The sequence below is a fragment of the Williamsia sterculiae genome (genome assembly GCF_900156495.1).
Taxonomy (GTDB): Bacteria; Actinomycetota; Actinomycetes; order Mycobacteriales; family Mycobacteriaceae; genus Williamsia_B; species Williamsia_B sterculiae.
Genome location: NZ_FTNT01000017.1, coordinates 1 through 12,832 on the forward strand (window position 1 = coordinate 1; position 12,832 = coordinate 12,832).

Genomic DNA, 12,832 nt, shown 5'->3' on the forward strand with positions numbered 1-12,832 from the left:
ATGGTACTGCACCCTCAACAGTGTGGGAGAGTAGGACACCGCCGAACACAACCCCAGGCATGCCCCGCACCACGTGCGGGGCATGCCCCATTTCAGGGGACGATCAGGACAGGTGATGAACTTCCTGGAGTCCGTACACCGGCGTGGGCAGCCCCTCGTATCGCGCCTTGATCTGTAGTGCGAGATACAGGGAATAGTGTCGCGACTGGTGCAGATTGCCGCCGTGGAACCACAGGTTCTCCTGCTGTGTCGGTTTCCACATGTTGCGCTGTTCGCCCTCCCACGGACCGGGATCCTTCGTGGTGTCGGAGCCGAGCCCCCAGACCTTCCCCACCTTGTCGGCGACGTCTTGTCCGATGAGGTCTGCGGCCCATCCGTTCATCGACCCGTATCCGGTGGCGTACACCACCGCATCAGCGGGTAACACCGTCCCGTCACCGAGGACCACCGCATCCTCGGTGAGGTGGTCGACGTTGCCGTGTGCGAGCTTGATGCTGCCGTCGGCCACGAGCTCGGCGGCACCGACGTCGATGTAGTAGCCCGATCCGCGGCGCAGGTATTTCATGAACAGACCCGAGCCGTCGTCACCCCAGTCATGGTCGAAGCCGGCCGCCTGGAGGCGTGCGTAGAAGTCCTTGTCGCGTTCCCGGATCGCGTCGTACACCGGGATCTGGAACTCGTGCATGATGCGGTACGGCAACGAGGCGAACGTCAGATCGGCCTTCTCCGTGGTCATACCCGAGGCGACGGCCCGCTCTGAGTACAGGTCGCCGAGTCCCAGCTCCATAAGGGAGTCGGACTTCACGATGTGGGTGGACGATCGTTGCACCATGGTGACGTCGACGCCGTTCTCGTACAGCGCCTTACAGATGTCGTGTGCGGAGTTGTTCGACCCCACCACCACGGCCTTCTTGCCGACGTAGGCGTCCGGACCGGGATGCTCGCTCGAATGATGCTGATCCCCGCGGAACACGTCGGCGCCGGGGAACGCCGGGACGTTCGGCTTGCCCGACATCCCGGTGGCCAGGATCAGCTGTGTCGGGCGCAGTGTGACGCGTTCGCCATCCCGGTCCACCTCGACGGTCCAGACGCCTTCCGCGTCGTCGAAGGCGGCCGAGATACAGCGGGTGGAACTCCAGTACGGGACCTCCATGACCCGGGTGTAGAACTCCAGCCAATCGCCGATCTTGTCCTTGGGCGCGAAGACCGGCCAGTTCTCCGGAAACGGGAGGTACGGCAGATGGTCGTACCAGACCGGGTCGTGCAGACACAGTGACTTGTAGCGCTGACGCCACTGGTCGCCGGGGCGTGCGTGCGTATCGATGACGATCGACGGCACGTCGAGTTGTCGCAGCCGCGCACCGAGCGCGATACCGCCCTGCCCGCCACCGACGATGAGGGCGTACGGCTGGGTCTGGTACCCGAGGTCACGTTCCTCGTCGTCGCGCCGCTCTGACCACGACCGGGTGTCCCCGGACTGCCCGTGTACCGCGCCGCGAACCCGTCGGGTGCGCTGCGGCTCCTCGAACCCCTTCAATTCGCGCAGGCTGGTCAACAACGTCCAGGCGCGATCCTGTCCGTCGTCGTCACGGCGCAGTCGCAGCAGGCCCTTGCCGCGTCCGATCGCGGTCTCGAACTCGATGAAGCCCGTCACCACGTCGCCATCCGCGGTCGCCGGTTCAGAGGTGACGAAGCCCGACGGATCGGTGTCGTCGAGTCGGTCGGAGAGCATGTCGGCGATCTCCTGCCGTCCCTCGACCGTCTTGAGATTCCAGGTGAACGCCACCAGGTCACGCCAGAAGCTGTCGATGACGAACCCGGACACCACCCGATCGATGTCGCGGGCGGCCACACCTGCCTCGAAGTCGGCAAGCCACCGTTGCATCCGCGTCTGTGGATCGTCGGCGTCGTCGGGTTCGCGAGGTGACACCGGTGTCGGATCCATGGTCTGGGTCATTATCCGTTCCTTCCTGCTGGCGGTGCTCGTGCTCGTGCGGGTGCCGCATCCGATGACGGGCGGCATCCGCATGTGATAGACACCACACCGAGCCGGCGGATGGGGCAAGGGTGCAACCCCGTGCAACGCCCAGCAGGCAAGGGGCCGGTGAGCAGGGAAGTGGTGGTACGGACATGGTGCGCTCGTCACCCGAGGCGGCCGTCGCGACCGGTGACGACCCACGCGATTACGCGCGGCTGCTGGCGGCGGTCTACGACGCGACGATGGCGGGTGATCGTGCCCCCGCCCGACCGCGGGCGGTGATCGCGGAGTCGTGGGAGCAGTTGATGGCCGACGGCGTGGACCCCGCCCGACACCGTGACCCCCTGGTGGAGAGCGACGAACTCGACGCGCTGCGGCGGCGATCCGGTCTCGTGGGTGTTCTCGAGGAGATGTCGCGCGGTCTGGGGTCGTTGACCGCCGACGGCGACAACATCGTGGTCGTCGCCGACTCGCGTGGTCGGGTGTTGTGGCGCTCTGGGCACGCGTCGGTGCTGCAGCGGGCCGACAGCCTCGGATTCGTGGAAGGTGCGCACTGGGGTGAGGGGGCGGTGGGGACCAATGCCATCGGCACCGCCTTGGTATCACGGCAATCCGTACAGATCTTCTCTGCCGAGCACTACCAACCCAGCCACCACACGTGGACCTGTGCAGGCGCACCGATACGTGACCCGCGCACCGGTCGGGTGCTCGGTGTGGTCGACGTGTCCGGTCCGGCGGCCACGGTGCACCCGACCACGGTGACCGTCGTGGATCTGGTGGCGCGGCTGGCCGAGTCCCGGTTGCGGGAGACCCACGATCGGTTGCTCAACGAGATCCGCGCGGTGTCGGCGCCCATACTCGCCGCGGTCGCGGCACCGGCGCTGGCCGTCGACACCGACGGCTGGGTGGCCGCGGTCGGTTCGGTGCCGGTGTGCACTCGGTTGCAGTTGCCCGGCGACCCCGCCGCCGGCCCCGCCTGGGTGCCCACGATCGGGTGGTGCGACTTCGAACCGTTGCCGGGCGGATGGCTGGTACGGGTGGTGAGAGACGGCGCGGCGCGGGACGAGTCCGTCACCACCGTGGTGGTGGATCTGATCGGTGAACCGACGGTGCGGGTGTCCGGTCGACAGGGTCGATGGCATCGCATCGTGTCTCGGCGGCATGCCCAGATCCTGCGACTGCTCGCGCAACACCCGGCCGGGCGCAGCGCCGCGGAGTTGTCGGTCGACCTGTACGGCGACGACGGGCACACGGTGACGGTGCGCGCCGAGATGTCACGACTGCGGCGGCAACTGCCCGGGCTCGTCGCGGCGCGTCCCTATCGTTGCGCCGACGGCGTGGTGATGCAGCTACGTCCCGACGGGGTGGCCTCCGACACGTCCTCGGCGGGCTGACCCCCGGCGATCGGAATCGGTGCGGGAGCTTATGGTGGGCACCGTGCGTCTGGTCATCGCGGATTGTCAGGTCGACTACATCGGGCGATTGACGGCTCATCTGCCCCGCGCCCGTCGGCTGCTGCTCATCAAGTCCGACGGGTCGGTCAGCGTGCATGCCGACGACCGCGCCTACAAGCCATTGAACTGGATGAGCCCGCCGTGTTGGCTCAGCGAGGGTGAGGCCCCCGACGACGTCGATTGGGCCGGCCGGCTGTGGGTGGTGACCAACAAGGCCGGTGAGGAGCTGCGTATCACCATCGGTGAGGTCGAACACGACTCCAGCCATCAGCTCGGACAGGACCCGGGGTTGGTCAAGGACGGTGTGGAAGCACACCTACAGGAACTGTTGGCCGAGCACGTGACGACGCTCGGCGACGGTTACACGCTGGTCCGGCGCGAATACATGACGGCGATCGGCCCGGTGGATCTGCTGGTCCGGGATCCGCACGGCTCATCGGTCGCGGTGGAGATCAAACGTCGCGGCGACATCGACGGCGTGGAGCAGCTGACCCGCTACCTCGAGCTGCTCAACCGCGACCCGTTGTTGGCGCCGGTCAGCGGGGTATTCGCGGCGCAGCAGATCAAACCGCAGGCGCGCACCCTGGCCGAGGATCGTGGAATACGTTGTCTGACGCTGGACTACGACCGCCTCCGCGGCACCGAGAGCACCGAATTCAGGTTGTTCTGAGGGTGCCGCATGCCCAGACACAATCGGCGTGACCGGCAACGCCCACCACCCGCGGGCGGTGGGTTCGGTTTCTCGCAGGTCGAACCGGGTCCTTCGGGTCTCGACGTGGACCACCACGTGCGCCGGATCCCCGCCTCCCGCGCGACCAAGATCTACCGGTGTCCGGGGTGCAACAACACCATCACCGTCGGAACCGCCCACATCGTGGCGTGGCCGGTGGACGACTTCGGCGGTGCCGAGGAACGCAGACACTGGCACACCGGATGCTGGACGGGTCGACGCGGACGTACCGGCTACCGCTGACCACGCGTCGGCGGCTCGTCGTCAGCGGTAGGAGATCGCGGTCCGCGACCGCGGACCGCGGGTGTGCTGTGCGGTCGTCGCTTCATCGGTGTCCGAGTCCGACTCGGTTTCGGCCGACGGTGCGCGGCCCGTGTCGTCCCGTTGTCCGGCGTTGATCGCCTCGGCCGTCTCCGTCTCGATGCGCGCGGCGTCATCGTCGAGTTCGCGGAGGAAGTCGGGGATCTGATCGAGCTGACCGCGGACCTCCGCGAGTTGCGCGAGCATGCGGCGTCGCAATTGGTGGGTGCTCTCGACCGTCTCGCGCGCCCGGGTCAGGTGTTCGGTGGCCGTGGACTCGGCATGGCGCCGCGTGCGGTCGGCGCGCGCCTGAGCCTGCTCGATCAGTTCGCGAGCGGTGTCGCGACTCGACGTCTCCAGTTCGTGCACCTCGGCGGCCACCTTCTCGCGTCGTGCGGCGATGGTGACGTCGAAGTCCTCCTGGATCCGGTCGCGGTTCTGCTGCGCCCGCAGGTCGTCTTCCTCGGCCTGGACACGCGCGCGTTCGAGGATCCGTGCCGCCTCCTCGCGCGCGGCCTGCATGGCGGCGGTGTGTTCGGACTCGAACGCCGTCCGCCGTTCCTCCAACTCGTGATCGAACTGTGCGCGCCTGCTCGTCATCTCTTCTTCGCGACGGGCCAAGTCGGCGTCGGATTCGGCCGCGCGGCGTTCCGCGTCCTCGATCAGCTCGCGGGCGGCGGAGTCGGCATCCGCGCGGGTCTGCTCGGCCTCCTGACGGGCGATCGACACCGTCTCGGCGGCCTCCGCGGCAGCCTGGGCCCGACTCTCGGACACCTCGTCGGAGGCCAACTGCAGCATGCGCGAGATGCGCTCGCTCATCCCCTGCGCGGTGGTCGGCGGGACCGAGAGTTTGTCCACCTCGCGGCGGAGCGCCTCGATCTCGTCCCGGGCATCCTCGAGGTGGTCGGCGAGTTCGCGGGCGTTGGCTGCGGCAGCGTCGCGGTCGGCGGCCATCACCCGCAGGTCGGCGTCGACCCGCTTGTACCAATCGTTGACCTGCTCGCGGTCGTACCCGCGCATCACGATCGGGAAATGCGTACCGACCGGCCGGCTGGGATCTGAGGGCATGAGTCGAGTTTAGCGGCCGCGGCGACCGAGTCGACGGAACAGCGACAGGTGTGGTGACCCGTCCGTCAGCGGCTTGTCGCGGCGGGTTCGACCAGCTCGAGAAGCACCCCGCCGGCGTCCTTCGGATGCACGAAGTTGATCCGAGAATCTGCGGTGCCGCGACGTGGCTGCGGGTAGAGGAGGCGCACCTGCTGCTCGGTGAGCCGACGCGTGACCTCGTCCAGATCCGTGACCCGGACCGCGAGTTGCTGCAACCCCGGTCCACTGCGGTCGATGAATTTGGCGATGGTCGACGACTCGTCCAAGGGTGCCAACAACTGGATCAGGGTGGAACCCGCCGCACCGCCCGCCGGACCGATCATCGCCTCCTGCACACCCTGATCGGTGTTGGTCTCCTCGTGCAGACAGACGAAACCCAGATGGTCGGCGTACCACCGCTTCGCGGCATCGAGATCGGGCACCGCGATACCCGTGTGGTCGATGGCGGTGACCAGGTCGCCGATCGTGGTGGTGACTGGGTTGCCTGCGGATGTGCTCATGGGTGAACGGTAATCTGGAGCGTGACGAGTCACCACCGCCCCCTCGGTGGCCCCACCCGCGCGGCCCGGGATCGGTCGCGTCGCAGCAGATCGCGGTGTCACCACCGACATCGTGGCGAACAGACGTCCAGGAGGACCCCATGTCATCAGTGATCGTGTCCGGCGCGCGTACCCCGGTCGGCCGCCTGCTGGGGTCGCTCACCGATTTCAGTGCCGTGGACCTCGGGGCCATCGCGGTGCGCGCGGCGCTGGAGAAGGGCAACGTCCCCGCCGACGCCGTCGACTACGTGATCCTGGGTCAGGTACTCGGAGCGGGTGCCGGGCAGATGCCCGCCAAGCAGACCGCCGTCAAGGCCGGTATCCCGTGGTCGGTTCCCGCGCTGACCATCAACAAGATGTGCCTGTCCGGTATCGACGCGATCGCCCTGGCCGACCAGCTGATCCGCGCGGGTGAGTTCGACGTCGTGGTCGCGGGTGGTCAGGAGTCCATGACCCAGGCTCCGCACCTGCTGCCCAAGAGCCGCACCGGGTTCAAGTACGGCAACACCGAACTCGTCGACCACCTCGCCTACGACGGCCTCTTCGACGCGTTCACCGATCAGCCGATGGGTGGATTGACCGAGCAGAAGAACGACGCCGACGGTTTCACCCGCGCCCAGCAGGACGAGTTCGCAGCACGGTCGCATCAGCGCGCCGCCGTGGGCTGGAAGAACGGCGCCTTCGCCGACGAGGTGGTGCCGGTCAGCATCCCGCAGCGCAAAGGTGATCCGATCGAGTTCACCGCGGATGAGGGAGTACGCGCGGACACGACCGCCGATTCGCTGGCCTCGTTGCGTCCGGCCTTCCGCCGTGACGGCACCATCACCGCGGGCAACTCGTCGCAGATCTCCGACGGTGCGGCCGCGGTGGTGGTGATGAGCAAGGAGAAGGCGACCGAGTTGGGGTTGACCTGGTTGGCCGAGATCGGCCCGCACGGCGTGGTCGCGGGCCCCGACTCCGGACTGCAGTTGCAGCCGGCCAACGCCATCGTCAAGGCCTGTGAGCGTGCGGGTATCACCCCGGCCGACCTCGACCTGGTCGAGATCAACGAGGCATTCGCCGCGGTGGGTCTGGCTTCGACCGCAGAGCTCGGCATCGACCCCGAGATCGTCAACGTCGACGGGGGAGCGATCGCCATCGGTCACCCCATCGGCATGTCGGGGGCACGGATCGTGTTGCACCTGATCCTGGAGTTGGCCCGTCGCGGCGGTGGCGTGGGTGCGGCCGGTCTCTGTGGTGCCGGTGGTCAGGGTGACGCGCTGATCCTCACGGTTCCGAAGCAGGCCTGATCGACGTGACGCACATCTACTACCAGGTGTAGTGGATGGCGTCGCCGGTGCGGCACAATGGGCGGCATGGCGAACATCCTGGATCTGAGCACCACGGCCAAGCGGTTCCGTTTCATCGCGGTGTTGGAGGCCATCACCTGGCTGGCCCTTCTGATCTCGATGTACTTCAAGTGGGTCGAGGGTCACAAGGAAGCCGTCGCGGTTCCCGGGATGGTCCACGGGATCGTCTTCGTCGTCTTCGTCGTCGTCGCGATATGGACCGGGATCACACTCAAGTGGTCTCCCATGGTCATCCTCGCCGCGCTGATCTCGAGCATCCCGCCGTTCGGCACGCTGGTGTTCGAGTGGTGGGCCCAGCGCACCGGCAACCTGGCTGAACTCTCCACCACCCCGACGCGGGTGTCGGCGGGCTGACACGCCCCCAGGCTGTGCGGGTGCGACCGTCCCGCGTCCGGGTTGCGCCGAGCCGTCGGTGCGGAGGAGCGTGGATGCATGATCGTTGCCTTCAGTGTGGCCCCGTCCGGTGGTGACGCCGTGGAATCCGACGGCGGGATGAGCGAGGCGGTCGCCGCAGCCGTCCGTGTGGTCCGCGCATCGGGTCTGCCGTACGAGACCTCCTCGATGTTCACCAGCATCGAGGGGGAGTGGGACGAGGTGATGGCCGTGGTCAAGGCCGCGACCGATGAGGTCGCGGCCCGAGCCCCGCGGGTGTCGCTGGTTCTCAAGGCCGACATCCGGCCCGGTTTCACCGGCCAACTCACCGCCAAGGTCGATCGCGTGGACGAGATCCTGCGATGAATCCCCGCGCGGAGCGCGACGTACGGCCTCGATGACGTCGACCGACGTCGCCGACACAGCTCGTCCGACCCGGGATCGTCGGGCTCGGCTGGGTGTCTCGACGATCTTCTTCCTCAACGGCCTGCTTGCCGCGATGTGGGTCGCGCACATCCCGGTGATCTCCGGTCGCGCGGGCATCGACCACGGCACCCTCGGCTGGCTGTTGGTGGTGACCGGACTGTCGGCGTTCGTCGCCATGCAGGTGTTCGGCCGGTTGGCCGACCGGTTCGGCAGCCGCGGACCGACCACCGTCGCCGCCCTGGGTCTGGTCGGCGCGGTATTCGGGCCCGCGGCGGCGACGAACCTGACCGGACTGACGATCGGCGTCGTCGCGTTCGGCTTCGCCAACGGGGCCCTCGACGTGTCGATGAACACCCAGGCCGTCGTGGTCGAACGTGCCTACCGTCGTCCGCTGCTGTCGTCGATACACGCCTACTTCTCGCTCGGCGGACTGCTCGGCTCGCTGGTCGTCGCCGTCGGCCTCTGGGTGGGTGCGCCCATCCTGGTCACGGTGACGGTCGTGGCCGCGATCGGACTGCTCGTCACCCTGGCGATGTATGCGCTGATGTTGCCCGGTTTCGGTCCGCCTGCCGACGTAGACGCGCACGACGACGCGCCCGAGCCGTCGCGGCGGTCGCTGCTGGCCAAGGCGGCGTTGATGGCCGCGGTCGCCTTTGCGCTCATGCTCGCCGAGGGGACCGCCTACGACTGGAGTGCGCTGCACATGGTCGAGCGCCACGGCAGCAGTGATGCCGTCGGTGCGGTCGCGTTCGGTGCGTTCTCGCTGACGATGTTGATCACCAGGTTCGCCGCCGACACCCTGGTCGCCCGCTTCGGTCCGGTGGCCGTGGTACGCGGTGGCGCGGCGATCGCGACGGTGGGCATGGTGGTGGTGATCTCGGCACCGGTGGCGTCGGTGGGGATCCTCGGCTGGGCGATCTTCGGGGTGGGTGTGGCCGCGGGTGTCCCGCAACTGTTCAGTGCGGCGGGCAACCTCTCGCACGCGTCGAGTGGACGGGTCATCTCCGCGGTGGTCGGCTGCGGTTACCTGGGGTTGTTGGCCGGCCCGGCGGTCATCGGCTTCATCAGCCGTCACACCACTCTCGGTGTCGCGTTGTGGCTCGCCGCCGCGGCGACCGCATTCGGCTGTGCGGGTGCCGGTGTGGTCCGCAATCGTGCCAGACTGGAAGGGTGAGCCGACCTCAACAACGTCAGCAGGCCGCGGCTGCCGCCCGGGCAGCAGCCATGTCCGGTGCGGTGGACCTGTCCGGACTCAAGGAGCGGGCCGACGCCCAGCGCAGTAGGCCGGCCGGCCCCCCGGGTGGCGGTGGCCGCGCTCCCGGTGGAGCGGTGACCGGTGCGCAGGCGGCCGATGGGTCCGCTGCGGGTGGGCCGGGGCCATCGGTGCCCGCGGTGTTCGATGTCGACGAGGCCTCCTTCGAGTCCGATGTCATCGGGCTCAGTGACCAGGTGGTCGTGGTGGTGGACCTCTGGGCCGACTGGTGCCAGCCGTGTAAGCAGTTGTCCCCGGTGCTCGAACAGCTGGCCGAGCAGGCCGGTGGTCGTTGGGTGCTGGCCAAGATCGACATCGAGGCCAATCCGCGCATCCAACAGGCCTTCGGTGTCCAGTCCATCCCCACCGTGGTCGCGATCGCGCAGGGACAGCCGGTGTCGGCCTTCCAAGGGGTGCAACCTGCCGAGCAGATCCAGCGCTGGCTCGACGACGTCTTCGCCAAGGTCGGCGACGCGCTGCCCGGTGTGAACATCGCCGACGCCGCGCCGGTCGAGGATCCGGTGGACCCGCGTATGCACGAGGCCGAGAACCGGTTGAACAGCGGTGATCTCGAGGGAGCGCTGGTCGAGTACCGGGCGTTGGCCGAGGCTGATCCCGGCAACGTCGAGGCGGCCTCCGCGGCGCGCAACGTCGAGTTCCTGCTGCGGGCAACCGCTCACGACCCCGCGGTGACGGAGACCGCCGCGGCCGACGACGTCGACGGCCAACTCGCCGCGGCCGACGTGCTGTTGCTCGACCAGCAACCCGAGGCCGCGTTCGACCGGCTGATCGCCCTGATCCGCACCACGAGCGGTGACGAACGGACCACCGTGCGCACGAGGCTGCTGTCGTTGTTCGAACTCTTCGACCCGGCCGAACCGTTCGTCATCTCGGCGCGACGGAAGCTCGCCAGCGCCCTCTTCTGAGTCGGTCGGGTCCGCGGCGACGCGCACCGAGACTGCGGGAAATCGGATCTCCCGCAGTTTCGGTGACTTCCCGCAGACACAACAGCAGCAGATCACGAGTACTGCGGGAGATCCCGCGTGGTCAGTCCGCGGCCAGCGTGGCCTCGGCCGTCGACGCGACGTCCGGGGTGAGCCAGATGGCGCCGTTGGCGGGCAGGGTCAGCTCCGCCGACGTGGCCCGGCCGTGCCATGGCTCACCGTCCGCGATCACCCGGCCGAGATTGCCCTTGCCCGACCCGCTGTACTCGGGGGCGTCGGTGTTGATCACCTCCGTCCAGGCGCCGGCTTGCGGCAGCCCGATCCGGTAGTTCTCCCGCGTCATCCCCGAGAAGTTGAAGATGCAGGCGACCACGCTGCCGTCCGAGCCGAACCGCAGGAAGCTGATGATGTTGCCCGCGGTGTCGTTGGCGTCGATCCACGAGTAACCATTGGGCGACGCGTCCTGGTCGTAGAGGGCGGAGAGTGCCCGGTAGGTGGTGTTCAGGTCGATCACCAGCTTCTGCACGCCGGCGTGCAGTTCGCCCTCCCAGCCCTCGAGCTGCGACCAGTCGAGGCTGCGGTTCTCCGACCATTCCGCCGTCTGCGCGAATTCCTGGCCCATGAACAACAGCTGTTTGCCGGGATGGGCCCACATGTAGGCCAGGAACACCCGGACCCCGGCAGCCTTGGCGTGGGTGTCACCCGGCATCCGGCTCATCAGCGTGCCCTTGCCGTGCACCACCTCGTCGTGGCTGATCGGCAGCACGAAGTTCTCGCTCCACGCATACATCAGCGAGAAGGTGATCTCGTGATGATGGAACGACCGGTGGATCTGGTCCCTGGTCAGGTATCCCAGGGTGTCGTGCATCCAGCCCATGTTCCATTTGAAGGTGAAACCCAGACCTCCCAGATTGGTCGTTCGGGTCACGCCGGGCCACGACGTCGACTCCTCGGCCACCGTCACCACACCGGGGTGGTGCTTGTGCACCGTCGCGTTCATCTCCTGCAGGAACTGCACCGCTTCCAGGTTCTCCCGGCCGCCATGGATGTTGGGTGACCAACCACCCTCGGGTCGCGAGTAGTCCAGGTAGAGCATCGAGGCGACCGCGTCGACCCGCAGGCCGTCGATGTGGAACTGGTCGAACCAGAACAGCGCGTTGGCCACCAGGAAGTTGCGGACCTCGGGGCGGCCGAAATCGAAGACGTAGGTGCCCCAGTCGAGTTGCTCACCTCGGCGCGGATCGCTGTGTTCGTAGAGGGCGCTGCCGTCGAATCGGGCCAGCGCCCACTCGTCCTTGGGGAAATGCGCGGGCACCCAGTCGACGATGACCCCGACGCCGAGGGAGTGCAGATGGTCCACGAACGCGCGGAACTCGTCAGGGGTGCCGAACCGCGACGTGGGCGCGAAGTACGAGGTGACCTGATATCCCCAGGACCCGCCGAACGGGTGCTCGGCCACCGGCAGCAACTCGACGTGGGTGAACCCCATCCGCACCACGTAATCGCCGAGTTCGGTGGCGAGTTGACGATAGTCGAGGCCCATCCGCCACGAACCCAGATGTACCTCGTAGACGCTCATCGGCTCCACCACGGCACGGGAGTCCATCCGTTTGGCGACCCAGGCGGTGTCGCCCCAGACGTGGTCGGAATCGTCGACGACCGACGCGGTGGCCGGCGGCACCTCGGTGCGGCGCGCCATCGGATCGGCCTTCTCGCGCACCACCCCGTCGGCACCGTGGACGCGGAACTTGTAGCGGGTTCCCACGCCGACGTCGGGCACGAACACCTCCCACACGCCGGTACTCCCCAGTGACCGCATGGGCGCGGTCCGAGCCCTCCACCCGTCGAAGGAGCCGAAGACCGTGACCCCCCGAGCATTCGGGGCCCAGACCGCGAACGACGTGCCGCTGACCGGACCGTCGGGGGTCTGGTACCCACGATGGTGTGCGCCGAGGACCTCCCACAGTCGTTCATGCCGGCCCTCGGAGAACAGGTGTAGATCCAGCTCGCCGAGGCTCGGCAGGAACCGGTACCCGTCGGCGACCACGTGGTCGGTGGTGCCACCGGAACCGTCGGGGTAGGTCACCCGATATCGGTAGTCGACGAGGTCCGTGACGGGCACCGCGACCACGAACAGATCGTCACCCTGTCGCTGCATCGGGTGGTCCACCCCACCGATCACCGCGACCACCGCGACCGCGTCGGGGCGCAGGGTGCGCAACACCGTGTGATCACCGACCTCGTGCGCACCGAGCACCGCGTGTGGGTTGTGATCGGTTCCGGACTGCAGTCGCAACAGTTCCTCGTCGGAGATCGCTGCGTTGACACCGGTCATGGGATCATCACCTGCTTCGGGTCGTCGGTGGTCGGGAACGGCGGAT

General features: G+C 67.8%; 12 protein-coding genes. 8 read left to right on the forward strand and 4 right to left on the reverse strand.

Annotated features, from left to right (window positions below; translation table 11 throughout):
* Positions 1-103 precede the first annotated feature (103 nt).
* Positions 104-1,957 (reverse strand): flavin-containing monooxygenase, encoded by a 1,854-nt coding sequence (locus BW971_RS20345; protein WP_076482915.1) that lies wholly within the window; start codon positions 1,955-1,957, stop codon positions 104-106.
* Between the two features lie 173 nt (positions 1,958-2,130).
* Here BW971_RS20345 and BW971_RS20350 point away from each other — a divergent pair, with 173 nt between their 5' ends.
* The 3 genes from BW971_RS20350 to BW971_RS20360 are packed head-to-tail and all read left to right on the forward strand — an operon-like array spanning position 2,131 to position 4,405.
* On the forward strand, positions 2,131-3,372 hold the full coding sequence (locus BW971_RS20350; protein ID WP_076482916.1) for a helix-turn-helix domain-containing protein: 1,242 nt from the start codon (positions 2,131-2,133) through the stop codon (positions 3,370-3,372).
* Positions 3,373-3,415: 43 nt separating this feature from the next.
* Positions 3,416-4,102 carry an endonuclease NucS gene (gene nucS / locus BW971_RS20355; RefSeq protein WP_076482948.1) on the forward strand — a complete coding sequence of 229 codons (687 nt, stop codon included), beginning with the start codon at positions 3,416-3,418 and terminating at the stop codon, positions 4,100-4,102.
* A 9-nt stretch (positions 4,103-4,111) separates the two neighbouring features.
* The gene (locus BW971_RS20360; protein WP_076482917.1) at positions 4,112-4,405 is read left to right on the forward strand and encodes a hypothetical protein; all 294 of its coding nucleotides are present in this window, start codon (positions 4,112-4,114) and stop codon (positions 4,403-4,405) included.
* 21 nt (positions 4,406-4,426) lie between these two features.
* Here BW971_RS20360 and BW971_RS20365 read toward each other — a convergent pair whose 3' ends face one another.
* Positions 4,427-5,530 (reverse strand): coiled-coil domain-containing protein, encoded by a 1,104-nt coding sequence (locus BW971_RS20365; RefSeq protein ID WP_076482918.1) that lies wholly within the window; start codon positions 5,528-5,530, stop codon positions 4,427-4,429.
* 65 nt (positions 5,531-5,595) lie between these two features.
* Positions 5,596-6,069, reverse strand: coding sequence for a methylmalonyl-CoA epimerase (mce, locus tag BW971_RS20370; protein ID WP_076482919.1), 474 nt, complete (start codon positions 6,067-6,069; stop codon positions 5,596-5,598).
* Between the two features lie 140 nt (positions 6,070-6,209).
* On the opposite strand from mce, the gene BW971_RS20375 reads away from it, so the two are divergent.
* The 5 genes from BW971_RS20375 (at position 6,210) to BW971_RS20395 (ending at position 10,433) form a co-directional block, all read left to right on the forward strand.
* On the forward strand, positions 6,210-7,397 hold the full coding sequence (locus BW971_RS20375; protein ID WP_076482920.1) for an acetyl-CoA C-acetyltransferase: 1,188 nt from the start codon (positions 6,210-6,212) through the stop codon (positions 7,395-7,397).
* A 57-nt stretch (positions 7,398-7,454) separates the two neighbouring features.
* A complete protein-coding gene (locus tag BW971_RS20380) occupies positions 7,455-7,811 on the forward strand; it encodes a DUF3817 domain-containing protein (RefSeq protein ID WP_076482921.1) in 357 nt (118 codons plus the stop codon).
* 78 nt (positions 7,812-7,889) lie between these two features.
* On the forward strand, positions 7,890-8,195 hold the full coding sequence (locus BW971_RS20385) for a thiamine-binding protein (protein ID WP_076482922.1): 306 nt from the start codon (positions 7,890-7,892) through the stop codon (positions 8,193-8,195).
* Positions 8,196-8,226: 31 nt separating this feature from the next.
* Entirely contained in the window at positions 8,227-9,429 is a 1,203-nt protein-coding gene (locus BW971_RS20390) for an MFS transporter (RefSeq protein WP_076482923.1), read from the forward strand.
* A 50-nt stretch (positions 9,430-9,479) separates the two neighbouring features.
* Positions 9,480-10,433, forward strand: a complete 954-nt coding sequence (locus BW971_RS20395) for a tetratricopeptide repeat protein (RefSeq protein WP_076482924.1) — start codon at positions 9,480-9,482, stop codon at positions 10,431-10,433.
* A 121-nt stretch (positions 10,434-10,554) separates the two neighbouring features.
* On the opposite strand, the gene glgB is transcribed toward BW971_RS20395, so the two are convergent.
* Entirely contained in the window at positions 10,555-12,786 is a 2,232-nt protein-coding gene (gene glgB / locus BW971_RS20400) for a 1,4-alpha-glucan branching protein GlgB (protein WP_076482925.1), read from the reverse strand.
* Positions 12,787-12,832 lie beyond the last annotated feature (46 nt).

Excerpts from the sequence above, each read along its gene's own strand:
- BW971_RS20360 (WP_076482917.1), top strand. The coding sequence starts at position 4,112 with ATGCCCAGACACAATCGGCGTGACCGGCAACGCCCACCACCCGCGGGC.
- BW971_RS20345 (WP_076482915.1), bottom strand. The coding sequence starts at position 1,957 with ATGACCCAGACCATGGATCCGACACCGGTGTCACCTCGCGAACCCGAC.
- BW971_RS20395 (WP_076482924.1), top strand. The coding sequence starts at position 9,480 with ATGTCCGGTGCGGTGGACCTGTCCGGACTCAAGGAGCGGGCCGACGCC.
- BW971_RS20365 (WP_076482918.1), bottom strand. The coding sequence starts at position 5,530 with ATGCCCTCAGATCCCAGCCGGCCGGTCGGTACGCATTTCCCGATCGTG.
- BW971_RS20350 (WP_076482916.1), top strand. The coding sequence starts at position 2,131 with ATGGTGCGCTCGTCACCCGAGGCGGCCGTCGCGACCGGTGACGACCCA.
- BW971_RS20380 (WP_076482921.1), top strand. The coding sequence starts at position 7,455 with ATGGGCGGCATGGCGAACATCCTGGATCTGAGCACCACGGCCAAGCGG.
- mce (WP_076482919.1), bottom strand. The coding sequence starts at position 6,069 with ATGAGCACATCCGCAGGCAACCCAGTCACCACCACGATCGGCGACCTG.
- BW971_RS20375 (WP_076482920.1), top strand. The coding sequence starts at position 6,210 with ATGTCATCAGTGATCGTGTCCGGCGCGCGTACCCCGGTCGGCCGCCTG.
- BW971_RS20385 (WP_076482922.1), top strand. The coding sequence starts at position 7,890 with ATGATCGTTGCCTTCAGTGTGGCCCCGTCCGGTGGTGACGCCGTGGAA.
- BW971_RS20390 (WP_076482923.1), top strand. The coding sequence starts at position 8,227 with ATGACGTCGACCGACGTCGCCGACACAGCTCGTCCGACCCGGGATCGT.
- glgB (WP_076482925.1), bottom strand. The coding sequence starts at position 12,786 with ATGACCGGTGTCAACGCAGCGATCTCCGACGAGGAACTGTTGCGACTG.